We start from the raw sequence: 19,485 nt of genomic DNA on the forward strand, positions 1-19,485 counted from the left end.
ACATGGCCGACACCACCCTCCCTCTGCCGACGCGTGCACCCAGCGTGCTCGCCGACGTCATCCCCACACTGCGTGAACGGAGCCTCCTGCTCGTCGTCACCGGTTCGATGCTGATGGCCGCCGCCTCGCAGGTGCGGATCCCGCTCGGTTTCACGCCCGTCCCGATCAACCTCGCCACGTTCGTCGCCGTTCTGGTCGGTGGGTCGCTCGGCGCACGTCGCGGCGCCGCGTCGATGGGCTTGTTCCTGATCGCCGGGATCGTCGGGCTCCCGTTCTTCGCCGATGCGAACGGCGGATGGGAGTACTTCACGGGGGCGACCGGTGGATACCTCGTTGCGTATCCGCTCATGGCGGTGCTGGTCGGCGCGGCCGCCGAACGCGGTCGCGACCGCAACGTCGTCACGTTCGTGGCGGCGGTCGTCGTCGCGAACCTCGCCGTGTACGTGATCGGTGCGGCGTGGCTCGCCCACGTCGTCGACGTCCCTGTGTTCGGTTCCGATCCCACGGCGTGGTCGCTCGGTGTCCGGCCGTTCCTGGCGGGCGACGTGGTGAAGATGCTGGCTGCGGGCGTGTTGTTCCCCGCGGCGTGGCGCGTCGTCGATCGTTGACGCGGGCCGACGACTCAGCGAATCGGGATCCGACGGGCCGCGGCCAGGCGGAGTGCCTCGCCGGGGCGACTCGGAGCCACGAGGAAGCCGGTCATGTGGATCGCCCTGCCGTTCGGCTCCTGTGGCGTGAAGGCGAAGACCGTCGACACCGTCTCGCTCGTGTCGATCTGCACCGCGTAGCCGCTCGCCGGGCCGGTGAGGTCGGCGGCCTGGGTGTCGGTTCGTGCGAGTCCGATGCCGAGCAACTGGTCGGTGCGGACCATCAACGTGTCGGCGAGCACCACGGGGTCGTGGACGACGATGCCCGCCGGCACGAGCACGAGCCACCGCCGCGACATCTTGTGCCAGCGCGGCCCGAGCAGCACGGTCGCCGCCACGGCGAGTGCCGCGAGCGGTACGCCACCGATCCAGTTCTTCGCGGCGAGCAGGAGCGGGGCGGCCACGACGGCCGCGGCCCAGATCACCCAGGAGGCGACGGCGGCGGTGCCCACGGGCACCGGGCTGCGCAAGGGGAGTCGGTCCTCGTCGCCGTAGGCCGAGGCCTGGACCATGCACCGGCCGAACTCGGCACTGAACGCGGCGATCACGGCGATGGTCGCCGGTGCGGCGAGCAATGCGACGTCGACGCCGGGCGCCCCGGCGACCGCAGCGACGACCGCCGCAACCGGCGCGAGCGGTGTTCCGAGACGGGCCACGGTGAGCGAACGGACCGAGGGGATCGACAACGCGACGGCGATCGCCGCGAACACGCCCCAGCCGCCCACGGCGACGGTCCACCGCACGGCCGTACTCCGCCCGTCGACGGCCGCTTCGAGGGCGCTGCCGCCGACCACGGCGACCAGCACCCACGCGACTCGCGCTGCCCACGGGACCACACGTGCCGACAACGTGCCCGGCCCGGGGCCCGTGCTGCGGTCCGCGCCGGCGTGGCCGGGCGGCGTGGACTGCGACGGGGATCGGGGATCGGCCATCCCACAGTTTGGTGACGGAGGCACCCGAGGGGCAACGTGTGTCGATGACGTCGCCGAACGCGCCGATCCCGGCACCCGTCGGTGCGCACGCGCCTGCATCGGTCGCGGCGTTCGCGAACGGCAAGTCGGTGGGCATCGGCAGCTTGCCGCATCGCGACGCAGCGGCCGCAGCAGCGTTCTCGGTTGCCGAGTTCGACATCGCGACCGTTCCGTCGTTGCCGACGCGTTCGCCGGCCGAGGGGATGATCGCGCAGGCGATCGCCGGGCTGCCCGGTGTGTCGCTCGGCCAGTACGGCAGCTTCGCGATCGACCCGGTCGGCCTCACCGTCGACGTTCCGATCACCACAGGTCTCGGCACCGACGCCTTCGCGGGGCTCACCGCGTTCCTCGACCTGGCCGCGAAGATCAACCTCGACGGCCAGCCGATCAAGTGGCAGTTCGTCGGGCCGGTCACGCTCGGCGTGGCTCTCCAGCGCGCCGGGGTCCGCAACGCGCAGGCCTTCTCGATCGCGGCCAACGCCGTGCGCCACCACGTGAGCCAGATCGCCGACGCGCTGCGCGAGGCGCTGCCGAACAGCCCGCAGTTGCTTCTGCTCGACGAACCGTGGATGACCGAGTTGATGTCTCCCGACTTCCCGATCCCGCCCGATGTCGCCGTCGATCTCGTCTCGACCGGCATGGCCGCCGTCGGGCCGGACGTCGCCGTCGGCGTGCACTGCTGCGGACGCGCCGACATCGCCACGATGCTCGAGACCGGGCCGCAGGTGCTCTCGATCTCGGCCTCGACCGACCTCGTCGACTACGCCGGATACATCGGCCGCTTCCTCGACACGGGTGGCGTCGTCGCCTGGGGGGCGATCCCGACCACCGGCCCGATCACCGTGCGCGTGGACCGCTACTGGAACCAACTGAGCGACGTGTGGTGTCAACTGGTGGAGCGCGGCGTCGATGCCGGACGGATCCGACGCCAGTCCCTGGTGACCCCCGAGTGCGGACTCTCCCGGCATCAGGTGTCGAGCGCTCGCAAAGTGGCGCGCCTGGCATCGGAACTCGGTCACAAGGTCAGCACTCAGGCGACGTCGAGCAAGCTCGCCCTCGGCGCCTGAACGGGCGACTCGATCGGCGAGGTACCGTCGGCTCCGATGAGCCCCGAGCCCGCCGTGAGGATCGACGACCTCCGCACGCAGATCGCCCACCACAACGAGCGGTACCACACGCTCGACGACCCCGAGATCAGCGACGCCGACTACGACGCGCTGGTGCGTGAGCTCCGCGAACTCGAAGCCGACAACCCCGATCTCATCACGCCGGACTCGCCGACCCAGCAGGTCGGCGGAGCGATCAGCGCCACGTTCGAGCCGGTGCAGCACGAAGTGCCGATGATGAGCCTCGACAACGCGATGGACCGCGACGAGTTGCGTTCGTGGGCCGACCGTGTGGTCAAGGGGCTCGACGGCTCGACACCGCGGTTCGTGTGCGAGCTGAAGTTCGACGGCCTGGCGATGAGTCTGCGCTACGAGGACGGGGCGTTCGTGCGCGCCGCCACGCGAGGCGACGGTCGCACGGGCGAGGACGTCACCGCGAACGTCAGGACGATCGACGACGTCCCCCACCAGGTCGGCGACGCGCAGCATCCGGCGCCACGGGTGCTCGAGGTGCGCGGCGAGGTCTACATGGCCAAGTCGGCGTTCGAGCGGTTGAACGAACGGGCCGCCGCAGCGGGCGACAAGCCGTTCGTGAACCCTCGCAACTCCGCCGCCGGCAGCCTGCGCCAGAAGGATGCGGCGAAGACCGCAGCCCGCGAGCTGTCCTTCTTCAGCTACCAACTCGGCCAACTCGTGTTCGACCCGCCGGGAGATGCGCCCGATCTGGCGAGCCACGGGTCCCAACTCGAGTTCATCGGTGCGCTCGGTTTCCCGGTGAACGAGCACGTGAAGTTCCTGGACACCGTCGACGAGGTCGCCGACCACTGCCTGCACTGGCAGGAGCATCGTCACGATCTGGACTACGAGATCGACGGGGTGGTGATCAAGGTCGACGACCTGCGCCAGCGTGACGTCCTGGGGTTCACCTCGCGGGCGCCGCGTTGGGCGATCGCCTACAAGTTCCCGCCCGAGGAACGCACCACCACGCTGCTCGACATCCAGGTGTCGGTCGGACGGACCGGACGGGCGACGCCGTTCGCCGTGCTCGATCCGGTGTTCGTCGGCGGCTCGACGGTCGGCATGGCGACACTCCACAACCGCGAGCAGGTGCAGGTCAAGGACGTCCGGCCGGGTGACACCGTGATCGTGCGCAAGGCGGGCGACGTGATCCCCGAGGTCGTCGGCCCGGCCGCCACGAACGAGCGACCGGAGGGGAGTGTCCCGTGGCGGTTCCCCGACGACTGCCCGGCGTGCGGCACGCCGCTCACCCAGCCCGAGGGCGAGGCTGACACCCGTTGCCTGGCTCCCGACTGCCCGGCCACCCGTGACGGCAAGATCGCCTACTTTGCCTCACGCGGCGCGATGGACATCGAGGGGCTGGGCGAGCAGATGGTCGAGAAGCTGACCGCAGCCGGGCTGGTCCGCGACTCCGCCGACCTCTACTCGCTCACGGTCGAACAGTTGGTCGAGCTCGACCGGGTCGGCGAGACGAGCGCACAGAACCTCGTCGCCGAGATCCAGAAGTCGGTCGATCGTCCGCTTCCCAAGTTCCTCACGGCGCTCGGCGTCCGCCACCTCGGCCCATCGGCCTCCGCGGCGCTGACCGGCGCGTTCCACACGCTCGACTCGATCACGTCCAAGTCGGTCGAGGAGTTGGCGGCGGTCGACGGGGTCGGCGGCGTGATCGCGACGACCGTGTCCGAATGGTTCTCCCAGGAGGCCAACCAGGCGTACATCGAGAAGTTCCGGTCGGCGGGCGTCAACTTCGGCGATCCCGACGCGGCCGAACGCGAAGCCGCCGCCCGTGCGGCGATTCCGCAGACGCTCGAAGGACGCGCCGTGGTCGTGACCGGCACGCTCTCGGGCTTCAACCGGGAGGAGACCGCCGAGGCGATCACCTCGCGCGGGGGCAAGAGCCCGGGCAGCGTGAGCAAGAAGACGTTCGCTCTCGTGGCCGGTGAATCGGCGGGGGCCAGCAAGATGACCAAGGCCGAGTCGCTCGGCGTCCCGGTGATCGACGAAGCCGAGTTCGTCGTGCTGCTCGACACCGGCGACCTCCCCGACCGCTACGCCGTCCCCGACACCGCCGACGCCCCGCCCGATCAGACCGACGAGACCGACGACTCGCTGCCAGATCAGCCCGACACTGCTTCCGCCCGCCAGGAGCCCTCACCTCCAGGTACCTGATGACCGGGATGTCAGGTTGACCTGACATCGTCAACCGTCGTGTCAGGCTGGACTGACAATTGGGCCGATCGATTCCCGGAACCGAGTGCGCTCCGCCAGGTCCACCCCGGTCGACCGGCGGCACTCGGGCACGCGTTCACTCGGGCACGCGGTGAGGTCGGGTCGGGCGTGCCCGTTCAATCGAGTTGGTCGAGGATCGCCGCGAGTTCGGTGCGGAACGTTCGCAGCTCCCTGCGGTGCAGGACCGAGAGCGCACCGAGCACCGACCGGCCGCGTTCGGTGAGGGCCAGCAGCGAGCGGCGCGCGTCGTCGGGATCCTCCTGACGCTCGACGAATCCGTTGGACTCGGCGCGGTCGATCAACTCGCCGACGGAGTGGAGCCGCAGTTGGAGCACCTCGGCGAGGTCGCTCGTCGAGGGGTGTCGTCCGGGCGCGGATCCCCGGATCGCGAGGAGCAGCTGGTGTTGAGCGGGCGGGATGTCGTGATCGCGCGCGGCGCGCTCGGAGAAGGCGAGGAACCGCCGCAGTGCGTGGCGGAACTCGGCGAGGGATCGGTAGTCGTCGTCGGTCAGTGCCGGATCGTGGTCGACCGGCAGCCGGTCACCCGGATCGCCCGGTTCCTCGTCGTGCCCGCTCCGGTCGGCATCGATCACGCCGTGCTCGATTCGGTTTCGCCGCCCATGGGTTCGTAGACGTCGAAGCGCCGACGTTGGTTGTCGATGAGACCGATCGGTGACGTGAGGACCAGGCTCGTGAGGGCGCCGATGATGGTGACCGGGCCGAGCGTGAGCCCCGACATCTCGGTGACCACGAGCGTCGAGCCGATCGGCGTCTTGGTGACCGCGACGTTGGCTGCGACCATCGTGGCGGCGACGAACATCCACGTGTGATCGATCCCCAGCCAGTCGGCCGCGACCCGCCCCAGGGTGTAGCCGGTGAAGAAGAGCGGGATGATGAACCCGCCACGCCATCCGGTGACCAGCGCCACGGCTGCCGCTGCGAGCTTCGCGAGACCCGCCACCAAGAGCGTCGCCGTGAGCGGGTCCGTCGAACCGAGCGCGATGATCTGGACCTCGCCGTTGGTCAGCGCGCCGGGGCTCACGAGGGCGAGTGTGCCGAGCACGAGGCCACCGGCGGCAGGTCGTACCGACGGAGGGACCCGCATCGTGACACGTCGGAGGACACCGACGAGCAGGGTGAAGGTGAGACCGATCGCTGCGCCGAGGACGCCGGCGACCACCGCCCACGCCAGATCGACGCCGTCGACCATGTTGACGCTCGGCAGGTTCCACAGCGGTTCGAGGCCGAACCCGCCGAAGGTGGTGGAGACGGCGAAGCCGCACAGGGCACCGATCACGGCCGGGACGATCGCTTCGTAGTACTCGAGCCCACGGCGGTGGGGGATCTCGAGGGCGAAGACCGCTGCGCCCAGCGGAGCGCCGAAGAGCACGGTGAAACCGGCGGCCATCCCGGTGATGGCGAGAACCCGCCGGTCCGACGTGTTCAGCCCCGATCGGCGAGCGAGGCGGCTGGCGAGCGTGCCCGTCATCGTGACGAGCGGCGCTTCGGGCCCGAGCGTTCCACCGGCACCGATACAGAGCAACGACACGGGGATCAGCGCCCGCAGCCGCCCGCCGGAGTCCGGACCGGAGGCGCTCGTCCCGGGATCGGTCGTGCCCGGGACGTGGATGTTGCCGACGAGCAGTTCCACGTCGGCGGTCCGTCCGAGCAGCTTGACGAGCAGGCTCACGATCACGCCGGTCACGACGAGGACGGCGATCTGACCGCCATCGTTCCACTGTTCGGGGCCGATGTGCTCCGACAGCACGTCCAGGACGAAGAGGTACGCCGCGCCCAGCGCGCCGCCGCCGAACCCGATCACCACGATGAGCGCCACCGTGCGGGACCTGATCCCGAAGAACCTGTTCAGTTGGTCGCGGGGGAGTGATCTCGGCACGAAGAATGGATCGTATCACGATCCAAATGTCGGTGGATCACGCCGTGGTGCAGTGCTGTCAAGGCAGATCCTGGTCAGACGACGTCGAAGGACCAGCGGTAGCTGCGAGCGTTCTCGCGCCCCTCGTCGGTCTTCCAGAAGACGACCTGCACCGTGTGCCGGCCTTCGCTGTAGCTCTGGATCAGCGCATCGTCGCTGGGGCGGAAGGTGATGATCGAGTTGCCGGGGTCGAAGACCGCAGTGGGCGGGGCCGACACCTGCGTCCCGGCGCTCTCGGGCGTGAGGTCGCCCGAGAACTCACCGATCCGGGAGGTCGGGAGTTCGATTCCGTCGACGATCAACTCGGCCTCGTACCCGAACTCGAGGTCGACCATGATCTGTTCCTGCTGGAACGCCTGCTGTGCGTTCTCGACAGGCGACAGGTCCTCGATGGCGTCGGGACGGTCGATGCCGTCGGAGCCGGTGATCGCGGAGCCGACGCCCCAGGCGATGGCGACGAGGCCACCGGCGATCACGAGACAGGCGACGAGGAGTCCCCAGTCGATGCGGCGACGAGCCGCTCCGGGCTCCGCACCCTGGTCGTCGGGCGTGGTGTCGCCGTCGAGGTCGGGGACGGCGGGCACCGCTGCGTCGGTGCCGATGTCGGTGTCGGCGCCTTCGACGGGATCTACGTCCGTGTCGCTCACACCTTCAGTGTGCCTGGGACCGTCGAAGTTCGTGCAGGCGGTAGCGTCTCGCGAGGTGGAGAACGTGGACGGAAAACGCGAGAAGTCGAGCGGCGGCGCCCTCGACGGGCACGTGCTCGCAGGCCGGTATCGGGTCGCCCGTGTGGTGTCCACCGGAGCGAACACCGTCATCATCGACGCGATCGACATCCAGTCCGACAGCCCGGTCACCGTCAAGATCGTGCGGCCCGAACACGCCGTGGAACCCGAGTTCCGGCGCAAGTTCCGCAGGCTCGCCGAGATCTCGAACGCCCTCACGCATCCGAACATCGCGTCGGTGACCGACTGGGGAGAGATCGAACTGTCGGGTGAGTCCACCGTCTTCTGGACCGTCGATGCGCTCGGCGGCGGCAGCCTGCGCGATCTGCTCGATCGCGGACGGCTGCTGGAGCCGGGTCAGGCGCTCGTCATCGGACTCGAAGCGTGTCGTGCGCTCGACGCTGCACACCAGAAGGGTCTGTTCCACACCGAGCTCACGCCGTCGAAGATGGTGTTCGGTGCCGACCGCAGACTGCGCGTCGTCGACTTCGGCATGGCACGGCTGCTCGCCGAACCCGCGTGGGTCGACGCGTCCGCCGTTCCCACGCACGTGGCGCGCTACGCGTCGCCCGAACAGGCTCTCGGGCTCCCGATCGACGCGAAGACCGACGTGTACGCCCTGGCGCTGGTGATGATCGAGGCGGTCACCGGGGTGGTGCCGTTCGCTGCCGACTCCACCGTCGCGACCCTCGCAGGGCGCGTCGACAAGCTGCTACCGGTGTCGGCCGACCTGGGCGCGTTGGCCTCGGTCCTCGAGCGCGCCGGCCGACCGGAATCGCCGGATCGCTTCACCGCCGCCGAGTTCGGGAGGGCCCTCGTCCAGGCTGCACCGCGGCTGTCCAAGCCCGAGCCGATCCCGATCATCACGAGCGGCAGGTTCGACACCACGGCGATGCGTCGCCCCACCGACCCGACGGGTGGCGTCGAACGGCCCGCTCCGGTTCCCGGGCTGTCCGGAGTGGACGAATCCGGCGTGGCGATCGGCGCTGCTGCGGGAGTCGCCGCTGCTGCTGCCGGCGTCGCTGCTGCCACCGTCGGACCGCCCGAGTCGGACCGGATCCTCACTCAACCCGGCCTGGAGTCCGACGACGAACCGACGACCGAGACGGCGACCACGACCGTTGCGCCTGCGGCCACGTCGGCCGCTGAACCCGTCGACACCGCCGCTGCGTCGGAGTCGGCCGAGACGCTCGAGGAACCGGAGGGGGAAGGCGAGGTCGTTGCCGCAGAGGTTGTTGCGTCGGACACACCGGACGCGGAGGTCGCGGAGTCGGCCACCGGTCCCGATCGACCATCCGATGACCCACTCGAGTCGTCGGTCGTCGTGGCGGAACCGACCGTTCCCGAACCGTCGACCGTCCCCGAACCACCGACCGTTCCCGAACCGCCGACCGTCCTCGGTCCGGTGCTCGGCGTGGCCGCTACGACCGACGCCACCACTCGGGACGATCCCGATCCCGATCCCGACGCCGATGCCGAAGACGATGACGACGCCGATGACGATGACGATGACGATGACGATGGTCGGAGGATCGCCGATCAGCCGACGACGGTCGCTCCGGTCGTGGCCGCCCACGACGACACGGTCGATCCGTCGGAGCCGGTGCTCTACGACGACGAGCGTCGTCGGCGTCCGCGCGCGTCCGTCGCCCTGCTGGTCGTGCTGCTCCTCGCCGGGCTCGGTGCGCTCGGCTACGCCGGTTCACTTCTCCTGCAGCCGAAGTCGTTCGAGGTGCCGGTGTTGGCCGGCGTGCCCGACGACGAAGCCATGAACCAGATCGCCGGCAACGAGTGGGAGATCTCCGTCGTCACCGAACGCAGCGACTCGTTCCCGGTGCCCGACACCGTCATCCGCACGGACCCTGCGGCCGGGGTCGAACTCGAGGAAGGCGAGCCGTTCACCCTCGTGTTGAGCGCCGGACCCGAGTTCCGGATCCTCCCCGAACTCGACGAAGTGACGTTCGACGCCGCGGTGACGCAACTGGCGTCACTCGGCCTCGTGGGGATCGAGGCGCCCGAGCGGCAGTTCTCCGAGACCGTGCCGCCCGACGCGGTGATCTCCTGGCAGGTCCAGGGCGATGCCGACGCCAGCATGCGCGCCGGTGCCCAGATCCTCCCCGGCGAGACGATCGTGATGACCCTCTCGATGGGTCCCGAACCGCGTGTGGTGCCCGACCTCGCCGGTCAGACGATCGAGCAGGCCGCGGCAGCGCTCGAGGCGGTGCAACTCGATCTGTCACAGGGCGAGGACGTGTTCAGCGAGGACGTCCCGGTCGGCGTGATCGTCAGCCAGGACCTCGCTGCGGACTCCTCGATCGAACGGGGTGGGACCGTCACCGTGCAGGTGTCCAAGGGCCCCGACCGCATCGCCTTCCCCGACCTCGACGGGCTGACCTACGCCGATGCCGAGGCACTCCTGATCGAGAACGGCTTCGCGATCGGCAACCTGCTCGGCACCACCGACGGGACGTTCGTTCAGGCGACGGTCGACGGTGAGGACGCTGCGGTGGGCGCGTTGTTCCGACGACAGCAGGTCGTCGACCTGATCTTCCTCTGAGCGTCGCCGGTGATGAGCCGTCGGGGTCGTCGCGGGATTGCGGATCGATCGGGGCGGGTCACTACGGTGCTCGCATGACGTCACTGGACGGGCGAGTCGCCATCATCACCGGAGCGGGCCGTGGGCTCGGGCGCGAGCACGCACTGCTGTTCGCTTCGCTCGGGGCTCGTGTCGTCGTCAACGACCACGGTGGCGACAACGACGGTTCGGGCAGTGATGCGTCGCCGGCCGAGGAGGTCGTCGAGGAGATCCGCGCCGCCGGCGGCGAGGCCGTCGCGAACGACGACGACGTGGCCGACTGGGACGGTGCGGGTCGCCTCGTCGCCACGGCGATCGACGCATACGGTGACCTGGACATCGTCGTGAACAACGCTGGGATCCTGCGCGACCGGACGATCGTCAACATGACCGAGGCCGAGTGGGACGACGTGATCGCGGTCCACCTGAAGGGTCACTTCGCGCCGACGCGACACGCAGCGGTGCACTGGCGCAGCGAGCACAAGGCCGGGCGCACCAAGCGACGCAACCTCGTCCACACGGCGAGCACGTCGGGGCTGTTCAGCAACCCGGGGCAGGCGAACTACGGGGCGGCCAAGTCGGGCATCGCCACGTTCAGCCAGATCGCTGCGAAGGAACTGTCCCGCTACGACGTCGTGAGCAACTGCGTGGCTCCGGCCGCTCGCACCCGACTCACGCTCGCCACGCCGGGCCTCGAGGACATCATGGCACCGGCCGCGGGCGGGCTGGACGAGTGGGATCCTGCCAACGTGTCGCCGCTCGTGGCGTACCTCAGCGGCGAGACGTGTCCGTTCAACGGCGAGACGTTCTTCTCCCAGGGTGGAGTGGTGAAGCGTGTCGAGCCGTGGGCGATGGCCGAGACGGTCGAGCAGTCCGAGCGGTGGACCGTCGACACCCTGGCGGCCGCACTCGCGCCCCTGGCCAACCCGTCCTGAACGCACGGGGCGCCGTGGCCGCCTCAGTCCGCTGCGGGCGGGCGTTCGGTGATGTCCTTGATCTCCTGAGCGATCTTCTCGGAGGAGTCGTTGCTGGGCAGTGACGTCTGCATCGCCATCAGCTTCATCATGTCGCCCTGCACCTTGACCTTGCCGTTCATGAACGCCTGCATCGCGATGGCCGGATCCTGGTCGACGAACAGCGCCTGGGCGGTCGGATAGTCGGTGGTGACGGTCACATCGGGTTCGTCGAGCGCTCCGAGTTCCATCACGACCGCACCCGAGGTGGTGTCGAGGTAGGCGTGGACGGTCTCGTCGTCGAACGGGACGTCGGTGACCGCGACGTTGATCCGCAGGTCGGCATCGACCTGGGGGACCTCGTCGGCGTACTTCTCGCGGATGGCGCGTGCCGCGTCCATCCATTCGTGTGACAGGAACGGGTGCGCCATATGCGGCCCGACTGTACTCATCCGGCGGGATATCGCCATCCCGCTCGATTACCGTCGGCGCCGTGGCGGCACGGGCGAGTACGGGAAGGCGACGCCGATCGAGCGCGAGCCGACCGACCCGGGCCCCGCAACGGTGGGCTGCGCTCCTGCTCATGGCGGTCGCTGCGTGCACGTCCACCGACGTGGGGGTCACCGCGTCGCGTTCCGAGGCGATCACCACCACCACGACCACCACGACGTCGGTCCCGGTCGCGGTTCCCGACCCGCCGGACCCGGCCGAACCCGCCCCGACCGAACCCGTCGCGTCGGAGCCCGACGTGGGTCGCCAGTCCACGATTCCGAAGGACGACTCTCGGGTCCCCGACGACGTGGCGACCGATGTGCCGGACATGGGGGGCGAGCAGCCCCCGCTCACTCAGGCGGAGATCGACGTGCTCCTCGCCGACCTGGCTGCCCAGGGGTTCTGTGACCCCGACGACGTGCGCGACGACGGGATCGTCACGGCCATGCACTTCGTCGTCCAGGGCCAGCTCCAGTCGCCGTGCTACGTCGACCAACTCGGTGAAGGCGACGATGTCGACCCGGTGGTGATCGACGACGATCCGCGACTCGTGGCTGCGTGGGAGTCGCTCGTGGCGATCACGCCGATCGAACTGGTCTCCGACATCAGCCTGGTCGCCGGGTACGAACCGTGTTCGACGTGCGACACCCTGGCGTTCGTCACGACGCTCGACGACGAGTCCACGTTCTTCCTCCTGGCGGTCGACGTGGTGTCGGGCACCGACGACCCCGAGGAACTGCGCCTCACGATGATGCACGAGCTGAGCCACGTGTTCAACCAGAAGCCGGGGGAGCAACTCGACATCGGCGTGTCCAGCGCTGCGGGGTGTGACACGTTCTTCAACGGCGCCGGCTGCTTCACCCGGGGCTCCTACATGTGGGCCTGGATCCAGGAGTTCTGGCCGCCTGAGATCCGGGACACGCTGCCGTCGGACGGCTCCGTCGGCACCCCCGAGGAGGCGTCCGAGCGGTGCGACCTCGATGCCGGTTACGTCGGCTCGTACGCCGCCGTCCACCCCGAGGAGGACTTCGCCGAGACCTTCTCGGCCTACGTGTACGACGTGGTGGTCGACCCGGCGCTCGCCGACAAGTACGCATTCTTCGACCGCTACCCCGAGTTCGTGTCGATTCGCGAGAGCGCCCGCGAACTCGGCCTGGCCGGCACCGAGGCCAATTTCGAAGGGTGCGGCTGAACACCGCTGCGTGAGCACGGCGTCGGCGACCTCGAGCGACGTGGCGACGTCGATGTCGACGCCCGTCAGGTCAACGTCGGTGGTACAGCGTCGAGGTGCGCCGACTGTCTCGCCAGATCAACGGTGCGACGACCAGGGACACGACACCGCTCGAGGTGGCCTGTGCTGCCGGTGAGTCCTCGACCAGGGCACCGAACAGGAACGTCACGCCGAGCACGATCTTGGTGTTCGCCGCCAGGAAGTACCAGTAGTCGAGGTGCAGCCACATGAAGATCAGGAGATGAGCACCGTCGGCGATCATCAGGATCGCCACGAGCACTCCGGGTCGGGTGTCACGGAGCAGGAACATGACCGGCAGTGCGGCGAGTTCGGTGGCCACGGCGAGTGCCGCAAGCGAGGCGTACCGAACATCGGAGAACAACCGCGCACCCTGGCTCCGGGCGATCGCCCAACCGACGACGGGAACGAACACCCCGCCGTAGAGCAGGACGTTCACCCATTCGTCGTCGCCGAGGAGAGCGGTCGCGGAAACGGCGAACCAGAAGATCGCTCCGGCGAACAGGAACGCGCTTCCGCCTCGGGAGTCCTCGATGTAGGTCCAGAGCCCACGGTCCACGCCCGACTCGGCGAGGTCGTCGACCTTCGGGATGAACGGGATCCTCATGTGCGGGTGCCTCCGTCGAGGGTCGCGACGTCGAGCTCGATGCTCCTCAGAACGAGATCGTCGTGGTGGAGGTGGTGACGGAGTCGAGGACGTCGAGGTCGATGTCGAAGCCCATGCCGGCCACGGTCGGAACCGTGACGTGGCCGCCGATGATCTGGATCGGGTCGGTGACGATGTCCTGCGCGTAGAACCGGGTCGACGCACTGATGTCGCCCGGCAACGTGAAGCCCGGCAGGGCCGCGAGAGCGGCGTTGGCCGCCCGGCCGATGCCCGTCTCGACCATCCCGCCGCACCAGACGGGGATGTCTCGCTGCACGCACAGATCGTGGATGCGGATCGCCTCGAGGTAGCCGCCGACGCGGCCGGGTTTGATGTTCGCGATCTCGCAGGCTCCGAGTTCGATCGCATCGGCGGTGCCGGCGGCCGACACGAGGGACTCGTCGAGGCAGATCGGCGTCTCGACCTCGGCGGCCAGCCGTGCGTGGCCGACGATGTCCTCCTCGGGCAGCGGCTGCTCGATCAGCAGCAGGTCGAACTCGTCGAGACGGGCGAGGTGCTGCCCGTCGGTGCGACGGTAGGCCGTGTTGGCGTCGACCTGGAGCGGCGTGTCGGGGCCGATCAGGTCGCGCACGGCCGCCACGTGGTCGATGTCGGCGCCCGGTTCGATCTTCAACTTGATCCGGACGTAGCCGTCGTCGACGTAGCCCTGCACCGCGGCCAGCAGGTCCTCGACGTCGTCGAAGATGCCCACGCTCACGCCGCTCGGGATGCGTCGAGGTGAGCCGTCGTCGGCGGCGGCGACGCCGAGCAGGTCGGCGAACGATCGGCCGGCGGCGCGCAGTTGGGCGTCGAGCACGGCCGCTTCGATCGCGCCCTTGGCCATGGGGTGCCCGTGGACGGGCGCGAGGATGCGGCCGACGTCGGCGGCGGTGAGCTCGGGCACGGCGGTGAGGCGAGGGAGCAGATGGCCCTCGGTGACGTGCTGGGCGCCGTCGACGTATTCGGCGGAGTAGGTGGGGTCGGCGAGGGCGACGCACTCACCCCACCCGCTGACCGCCACACCGCCGACCGTGCCGAGCACGTTGACCAGGAGGATGTCCCGATCGGCTTCCACACCGAAGCTCGTCCGGAACGGCGTGACGAGCGGCATCGCGATGCGTCGCAGTTCGATCCGCTCGACGCGGACCGGAGGCAGCACGTCGAGTTCGGTCACGACGGCTGCTCCGCGGCGTCGCTCGGGACGACCACGTACTCGCCCGCGGTGGTGAACCCGATGATCCGGCCGCCGCCGTCGAGCGCCGACTGGAGCGCGGCTCGCGTCTCGCGACGCCAGCGGGCCACTTCGGTCGGGTCGGTGCGACGGAGGGCGACGATGTCCTCGGGAGTCGGCACGAGCAGATGATCGCTCGCCTCGACCTCGGCGGGGTCGATCGGTCCGGGTGTGGCACCGTCGACGGCCCACGCGAGCAGCAGGCGATCCGAGTCGTCGCCGGCGTTGATCGAGTCGGTCATCGTCCCGTAGAACGACGGCAGGTATTCGTGCGCTTCGGCGCCCAGCACCGACAGGTTGAACCAGGCGTTGCGACGAACCAGCGGGTCGAACGTCCACACGATCCAGTCGATGTCGTTGGTCGCGGCCCAGTCACGCTGGTGCATCTTCATCGCCCGCCCGAGACCCGACCGTCTCGCGCCGGGGAGCAGCCCGGTGATGTGGCTGTGCAGGGCCGGCTTGCCGTGATGCCGCGCGAGGATGGCCACCGATGCTCCGAGCATCCGCTCCCCGTCTCCGCGGGTCTCGTACGCGGCGCTGACGTATCCGCCCGAGTGCGTGACGGCCATCAGGATCTCGATCGTGACGAGTTGGGTCACCGACCCCCACACCTGCTGGAACACCTCGCCGAGTTCGATCATCTCGTCGGCGGTGTGCAGCGTGCGGATCTCGATGCCGTCGAGTGGCGAGGCGGTCGTGTCGGAGTGCGGGTCGATGGGTTCGTTCCCACCGGATCCGTCGAGATCGATCGTGCTCATGTCAGTGGCCTGGCCTCTCCGGTGTCGCGCCCGGGTCGACCGCCCCGGCCTGCGTCGTGATCGCTCTGGTAGGTGCCACGGGCAACACGGTACGCGGTGCGCACGGCGAGCGCCTCGCGAATCTCGGGGCCGACGTCGTCGCTGAACTCGGTTCGGTACGTGTCGTCGGTCGTGAGGACGACGGTGAAGTACATGCCGGAGAAGGCGCCGAGGAACGCGGCCACGCGGATCAGCGGTTCGGACAGGATGAGCTCGCGGCCACCGAACGACGCCTGGAACAGGATGTGGATGTCGTCGAGTCGCGTCCAACCCACCGAGGTGGACTCGGTGATCCCGAAGAATCCGAAGCCGACGAAGAACACGGTGAGCGACACGGTGACGAGTGTGATCTGCAGGGCCTGGCCGAACAGCACGACCAGCCCGATGTTGAAGCGCTGGCGCAGTCGGAGTTGGTCCTGTGGTCCGAGGTCGTCGATCGCTGTGCCGCCCGGACGCACCGGAGCCAACCTGGCGGCCGGAGTGGCCCCCACGTGGTGGTCGATGTCGCTCCACGACTCGAAGGTGTTCACGGAGCGGATGGTGCCGGGAACCCGGCTGAGGGCGAACGCGGCGCCGAGGGCGAAGAACGTGAACAGCACCACGAAGTACGCCGGACCGGTTAGCGTGCCGGCCAGTTCCCACACCTCGGCGTTGATGAACAGGAACGTGTTGAACAGCAGGAGCAGTGGAAGCGCTCGCGCCACCAGCGACCCGAGGCTGGCGATCTGCCGGCTGCCCCGGCGCGACCCCCACCGCAGCAGCGGCCCGATGCCGTACGCCGACCACACGTAGATCAGCACCAACAGGATCGCTGCGGTGATCACGCTCTGGGCGGCGTCGCCGTACTGACCGTAGACGAGTGCGGGAATCGCTGGTCCGAGCAGGAACAGCGCGAGCTCGGGAGCGTCGATGTCGGTCGGCCGGGCGAAGGTGGGGACGCCACGGAGCCGGTTGCTGATCGCCCACGCTCCGATCAGGATGGCGACCACCGCCGCCGACGCGACGAGGTTCTCGGTGAGGGTCTGAGTGGCCAGGTCGAGCGCGTTGAGGCCGAGCAGCAGGTACGCCACGACGAGGAGCGGCAGTGCCCGGGTCCAGGCGTCGAGCATCGAACCGTCGGTCTTGCGTTCGACGAAGTGCGGAACGCCACGCACCACGAACCAGTGCTCGATGTCGCGCAGATCCGGGGCGGCGCGGGTGGCGTCGGACGGTGTCGGCGGCGACGTGTCGGCTGCTGCGCCCGAGCCCTCGACGGCGCGGCGATCACCGGATCTTCGAGCGCCGATCTTCATCAGGCGAAATGTAGATCCTGGGAGCTGTGACACCGTTGCTCTTGACGGTTCGTACAACGGGTGGGAAGCCGGACCGCAACGGCGATAAGCATGTCGGATATGGCACGCATCCTGGTCACCGAAGAAATCGCTGAGGGAGGACTCGATCGTCTGCGGTCCGCCGGCCACGAGGTCGACGTGCAGCTCGGTCTGTCGCCGGAGGAGCTGATCGCCACCATCCCGGGTGCCGCTGCGCTGATCATCCGCTCCGCCACGCAGGTCACCGCCGAGGTGTTGGCCGCCGGCACCGACCTGATGGTCGTGGGTCGCGCCGGGATCGGACTGGACAACGTCGACGTGGCGAGGGCCACCGTGCAGGGCGTGATGGTCGTGAACGCACCGCAGTCGAACATCGTGTCGGCGGCCGAGCACACCATGGCGCTCCTCCTGGCGTCGGCGCGCAACGTCGCGCAGTCGCACGCCGCACTCGTCGACGGTCGCTGGGAACGCAGCAAGTGGGAAGGCGTGGAGCTGTTCGAGAAGACGCTCGGCGTCGTCGGGCTGGGTCGCATCGGCAAGCTCGTCGCCGATCGCGCGAAGGCCTTCGGCATGCGCCTCGTGGCGTACGACCCCTTCGTCTCCGATGAACGCGCGCGCCAGATGGGCGTGGAGTTGATGGAACTCGACCAACTGGTGGCCGAGGCCGACTTCCTCACCGTGCACCTCCCCAAGACCCCCGAGACGCTCGGCATCATCAACCGCGACCTGTTGCTCAAGGCCAAGCCGTCGCTGCGCATCGTCAACGTCGCTCGCGGCGGCATCGTCCACGAGCAGGACCTGGCGGACTGTCTGAACGACGGCATCGTCGCGGGCGCCGCCCTCGACGTGTTCTCGACCGAGCCGATGACGGAATCACCGTTGTTCTCGATCCCGTCCGTGGTGGTCACGCCGCACCTCGGTGCCAGTACCCGCGAGGCCCAGGACAAGGCCGGCGACACGATCGCATCGATGGTCGAGCTCGCTCTCGCCGGTGACTTCGTCCCCTTCGCCGTCAACGTGAACGCGGCCGAGGCGAACGAGACGATCCGCCCGTACCTGCCGCTGGCCGAGCGTCTGGGAAGTCTGTTCCAGTCCCTGGTCGGTGCGGCACCCGACGTGCTCGAGGTCTGCGTCGAGGGCGACATCGCCGGCTACGACACCCGCATCCTCGAACTGGCCGTCCTGAAGGGCTTCTTCGGGTCGATCACCGAGGATCCCGTGAGTTACGTCAACGCGCCGCAGATGGCCAAGGACGCCGGGCTCGAAGTCCGCGAGGTGAACAGCGCGACCTCGCCCGACTACGTCAACCTGCTGACCGTACGCGGCGGCGGCCACTCGATCGCCGCCACGTTGGCGGGTCCCAAGGCCGAGCAGCGGATCGTGAACATCGACGGCGTGCCGTTCGACGTGCCGCCGGCCGATCACATGGTGGTCATCACCAACGACGACCGCCCGGGCGTCATCGGCATCATGGGGACCCTGCTCGGTGACGCCGGCGTGAACATCGCCGACATGGCCGTGAGCCGGGTGCCCGAGACCGAGAACGCCGTGATGCTCATCGCGCCCACGGCCCGCATCGACGATTCCGCACTCGCTGCCCTGCGCGCCGCCCCCGGCATGATCGAAGTCGTCACGCTCGACGCCTGAACCCATCCGGCGTCAATCCATCCGGTGTCAGACACCGGATGGATGCTTTCGGTGTCGGACGCCGTTGGGATGCGGTGTGGACCTCGTGGCCGACTGCTCAGCAGGCGAGGGATGCGGCGGTGCGTTCGGCTTCGGCCCGCGCGGCGTCGGCGAAGTCGTCGCCGCTGCCTGCGTAGAGGATCGCCCGCGACGAACTGACGATCAGACCCCGGCCGCGCGCCGACGCCCCGTGTTCCTTCACCGTCGCCGCGTCGCCGCCCTGGGCCCCGACGCCGGGCACGAGGAGCGGCATGTCGCCCACGATCGAGCGGACGTCGGCCAGTTCCGTCGGATACGTCGCACCCACGACAAGGCCGCACTCGCCCATGTCGGACCACTCGTTCGCCGCCCGCTCGGCGACGTGGACGTACAGGGGTCTGCCGTCGCTCACGAGTGACTGGAAGTCGTCGCCGCCGGGGTTGCTCGTCCGACACAGCAGGATCGCTCCACCGCCGTCGGGGTTGTTGGCGGGGTCGAAGAACGGCGCGATCGAATCGGTTCCGAGGTACGGATTGACGGTCACGGCGTGCGCCCCGTATCGCTGGAACGCCTCACGGGCGTAGTGGTCGGCCGTCGAGCCGATGTCGCCACGCTTCGCGTCGAGGATCAGCGTCACGTCGGGGTGGTCGCTGCGGATGTACTCACAGATGCGTTCGAGCGGTCCTTCGGCCCCGACGCTCGCGAAGTACGCGATCTGGGGTTTGAATGCGCAGGCGATGTCCGCGGTGGCGTCGATGATCGCCCGACAGAACCGTTCGATCGCATCGGGTCCGTTGCCGATCGACTCGGGAAACCGGGTCGGGTCCGGGTCGAGCCCGACGCACAGCATCGACCCCGCCGCCGCCCACGACCGGTCGAGTTGCGCATGGAATCCCACGCCAGGAACCTACCCGTCGAACCAAACGGTGTCTGTC

The 19,485-nt window shown here is 69.1% G+C and carries 17 protein-coding genes; 7 read left to right on the plus strand and 10 right to left on the minus strand.

What is annotated here, in order from left to right; all coding sequences use genetic code 11:
* Positions 1–2 precede the first annotated feature (2 nt).
* Positions 3–608 carry a biotin transporter BioY gene (locus tag ABJK40_RS14390; protein WP_348479704.1) on the plus strand — a complete coding sequence of 202 codons (606 nt, stop codon included), beginning with the start codon at positions 3–5 and terminating at the stop codon, positions 606–608.
* A 14-nt stretch (positions 609–622) separates the two neighbouring features.
* Here the strand turns inward: ABJK40_RS14390 and ABJK40_RS14395 are convergent, their stop codons facing one another.
* Positions 623–1,579 (minus strand): hypothetical protein, encoded by a 957-nt coding sequence (locus tag ABJK40_RS14395; protein WP_348479705.1) that lies wholly within the window; start codon positions 1,577–1,579, stop codon positions 623–625.
* Positions 1,580–1,623: 44 nt separating this feature from the next.
* Here ABJK40_RS14395 and ABJK40_RS14400 point away from each other — a divergent pair, with 44 nt between their 5' ends.
* Both ABJK40_RS14400 and ligA read left to right on the plus strand, forming a co-directional pair.
* Positions 1,624–2,685, plus strand: coding sequence for a hypothetical protein (locus ABJK40_RS14400; protein ID WP_348479706.1), 1,062 nt, complete (start codon positions 1,624–1,626; stop codon positions 2,683–2,685).
* Positions 2,686–2,721: 36 nt separating this feature from the next.
* Complete coding sequence (gene ligA, locus ABJK40_RS14405) at positions 2,722–4,911, plus strand: NAD-dependent DNA ligase LigA (RefSeq protein ID WP_348479707.1); 2,190 nt, start codon at positions 2,722–2,724, stop codon at positions 4,909–4,911.
* A gap of 176 nt (positions 4,912–5,087) precedes the next feature.
* Here the strand turns inward: ligA and ABJK40_RS14410 are convergent, their stop codons facing one another.
* The 3 genes from ABJK40_RS14410 to ABJK40_RS14420 all read right to left on the minus strand — a co-directional run bounded on the left by ABJK40_RS14410 (position 5,088) and on the right by ABJK40_RS14420 (position 7,554).
* Complete coding sequence (locus ABJK40_RS14410) at positions 5,088–5,564, minus strand: MarR family transcriptional regulator (RefSeq protein WP_348479708.1); 477 nt, start codon at positions 5,562–5,564, stop codon at positions 5,088–5,090.
* The gene (locus ABJK40_RS14415; protein WP_348479709.1) at positions 5,561–6,868 is read right to left on the minus strand and encodes a chloride channel protein; all 1,308 of its coding nucleotides are present in this window, start codon (positions 6,866–6,868) and stop codon (positions 5,561–5,563) included. The genes ABJK40_RS14410 and ABJK40_RS14415 overlap by 4 nt, the downstream gene beginning before the upstream one ends.
* 74 nt (positions 6,869–6,942) lie before the next feature.
* Positions 6,943–7,554 (minus strand): hypothetical protein, encoded by a 612-nt coding sequence (locus ABJK40_RS14420; RefSeq protein WP_348479710.1) that lies wholly within the window; start codon positions 7,552–7,554, stop codon positions 6,943–6,945.
* 55 nt (positions 7,555–7,609) lie between these two features.
* On the opposite strand from ABJK40_RS14420, the gene ABJK40_RS14425 reads away from it, so the two are divergent.
* Positions 7,610–10,189: a PASTA domain-containing protein gene (locus tag ABJK40_RS14425; protein WP_348479711.1), complete on the plus strand. Its 2,580-nt coding sequence runs from the start codon at positions 7,610–7,612 to the stop codon at positions 10,187–10,189.
* Positions 10,190–10,263: 74 nt separating this feature from the next.
* On the plus strand, positions 10,264–11,142 hold the full coding sequence (locus ABJK40_RS14430; protein ID WP_348479712.1) for an SDR family oxidoreductase: 879 nt from the start codon (positions 10,264–10,266) through the stop codon (positions 11,140–11,142).
* 23 nt (positions 11,143–11,165) lie between these two features.
* Here ABJK40_RS14430 and ABJK40_RS14435 read toward each other — a convergent pair whose 3' ends face one another.
* Positions 11,166–11,591, minus strand: a complete 426-nt coding sequence (locus tag ABJK40_RS14435; protein WP_348479713.1) for an SCP2 sterol-binding domain-containing protein — start codon at positions 11,589–11,591, stop codon at positions 11,166–11,168.
* A gap of 152 nt (positions 11,592–11,743) precedes the next feature.
* Here ABJK40_RS14435 and ABJK40_RS14440 point away from each other — a divergent pair, with 152 nt between their 5' ends.
* The gene (locus ABJK40_RS14440) at positions 11,744–12,844 is read left to right on the plus strand and encodes a hypothetical protein (protein ID WP_348479714.1); all 1,101 of its coding nucleotides are present in this window, start codon (positions 11,744–11,746) and stop codon (positions 12,842–12,844) included.
* A 70-nt stretch (positions 12,845–12,914) separates the two neighbouring features.
* On the opposite strand, the gene ABJK40_RS14445 is transcribed toward ABJK40_RS14440, so the two are convergent.
* From ABJK40_RS14445 to ABJK40_RS14460, 4 genes are read right to left on the minus strand one after another with little or no spacing between them, the layout of a single operon-like run.
* Positions 12,915–13,508, minus strand: a complete 594-nt coding sequence (locus ABJK40_RS14445; RefSeq protein ID WP_348479715.1) for a hypothetical protein — start codon at positions 13,506–13,508, stop codon at positions 12,915–12,917.
* 46 nt (positions 13,509–13,554) lie between these two features.
* Complete coding sequence (menC, locus tag ABJK40_RS14450) at positions 13,555–14,658, minus strand: o-succinylbenzoate synthase (RefSeq protein ID WP_348479722.1); 1,104 nt, start codon at positions 14,656–14,658, stop codon at positions 13,555–13,557.
* A gap of 59 nt (positions 14,659–14,717) precedes the next feature.
* A complete protein-coding gene (locus ABJK40_RS14455; protein ID WP_348479716.1) occupies positions 14,718–15,536 on the minus strand; it encodes a GNAT family N-acetyltransferase in 819 nt (272 codons plus the stop codon).
* Positions 15,533–16,867 (minus strand): hypothetical protein, encoded by a 1,335-nt coding sequence (locus ABJK40_RS14460; protein WP_348479717.1) that lies wholly within the window; start codon positions 16,865–16,867, stop codon positions 15,533–15,535. The genes ABJK40_RS14455 and ABJK40_RS14460 overlap by 4 nt, the downstream gene beginning before the upstream one ends.
* A gap of 99 nt (positions 16,868–16,966) precedes the next feature.
* Between ABJK40_RS14460 and serA the strand changes: the two genes are divergently transcribed.
* Entirely contained in the window at positions 16,967–18,532 is a 1,566-nt protein-coding gene (serA, locus tag ABJK40_RS14465; RefSeq protein ID WP_348479718.1) for a phosphoglycerate dehydrogenase, read from the plus strand.
* 97 nt (positions 18,533–18,629) lie between these two features.
* On the opposite strand, the gene pyrF is transcribed toward serA, so the two are convergent.
* Positions 18,630–19,448 carry an orotidine-5'-phosphate decarboxylase gene (pyrF, locus tag ABJK40_RS14470; RefSeq protein ID WP_348479719.1) on the minus strand — a complete coding sequence of 273 codons (819 nt, stop codon included), beginning with the start codon at positions 19,446–19,448 and terminating at the stop codon, positions 18,630–18,632.
* Positions 19,449–19,485: the final 37 nt, after the last annotated feature.

This window comes from Ilumatobacter sp. (assembly GCF_039969435.1).
In the GTDB taxonomy this organism is placed as follows: Bacteria; Actinomycetota; Acidimicrobiia; order Acidimicrobiales; family Ilumatobacteraceae; genus Ilumatobacter_A.

Bases quoted from the DNA above. Each gene is read 5' to 3' on its own strand.
- ABJK40_RS14390 (WP_348479704.1), top strand. From the start codon at position 3: ATGGCCGACACCACCCTCCCTCTGCCGACGCGTGCACCCAGCGTGCTC.
- ABJK40_RS14395 (WP_348479705.1), bottom strand. From the start codon at position 1,579: ATGGCCGATCCCCGATCCCCGTCGCAGTCCACGCCGCCCGGCCACGCC.
- ABJK40_RS14400 (WP_348479706.1), top strand. From the start codon at position 1,624: ATGACGTCGCCGAACGCGCCGATCCCGGCACCCGTCGGTGCGCACGCG.
- ligA (WP_348479707.1), top strand. From the start codon at position 2,722: ATGAGCCCCGAGCCCGCCGTGAGGATCGACGACCTCCGCACGCAGATC.
- ABJK40_RS14430 (WP_348479712.1), top strand. From the start codon at position 10,264: ATGACGTCACTGGACGGGCGAGTCGCCATCATCACCGGAGCGGGCCGT.
- ABJK40_RS14435 (WP_348479713.1), bottom strand. From the start codon at position 11,591: ATGGCGCACCCGTTCCTGTCACACGAATGGATGGACGCGGCACGCGCC.
- ABJK40_RS14440 (WP_348479714.1), top strand. From the start codon at position 11,744: ATGGCGGTCGCTGCGTGCACGTCCACCGACGTGGGGGTCACCGCGTCG.
- ABJK40_RS14445 (WP_348479715.1), bottom strand. From the start codon at position 13,508: ATGAGGATCCCGTTCATCCCGAAGGTCGACGACCTCGCCGAGTCGGGC.
- menC (WP_348479722.1), bottom strand. From the start codon at position 14,658: ATGCCGCTCGTCACGCCGTTCCGGACGAGCTTCGGTGTGGAAGCCGAT.
- ABJK40_RS14455 (WP_348479716.1), bottom strand. From the start codon at position 15,536: ATGAGCACGATCGATCTCGACGGATCCGGTGGGAACGAACCCATCGAC.
- ABJK40_RS14460 (WP_348479717.1), bottom strand. From the start codon at position 16,867: ATGAAGATCGGCGCTCGAAGATCCGGTGATCGCCGCGCCGTCGAGGGC.
- serA (WP_348479718.1), top strand. From the start codon at position 16,967: ATGGCACGCATCCTGGTCACCGAAGAAATCGCTGAGGGAGGACTCGAT.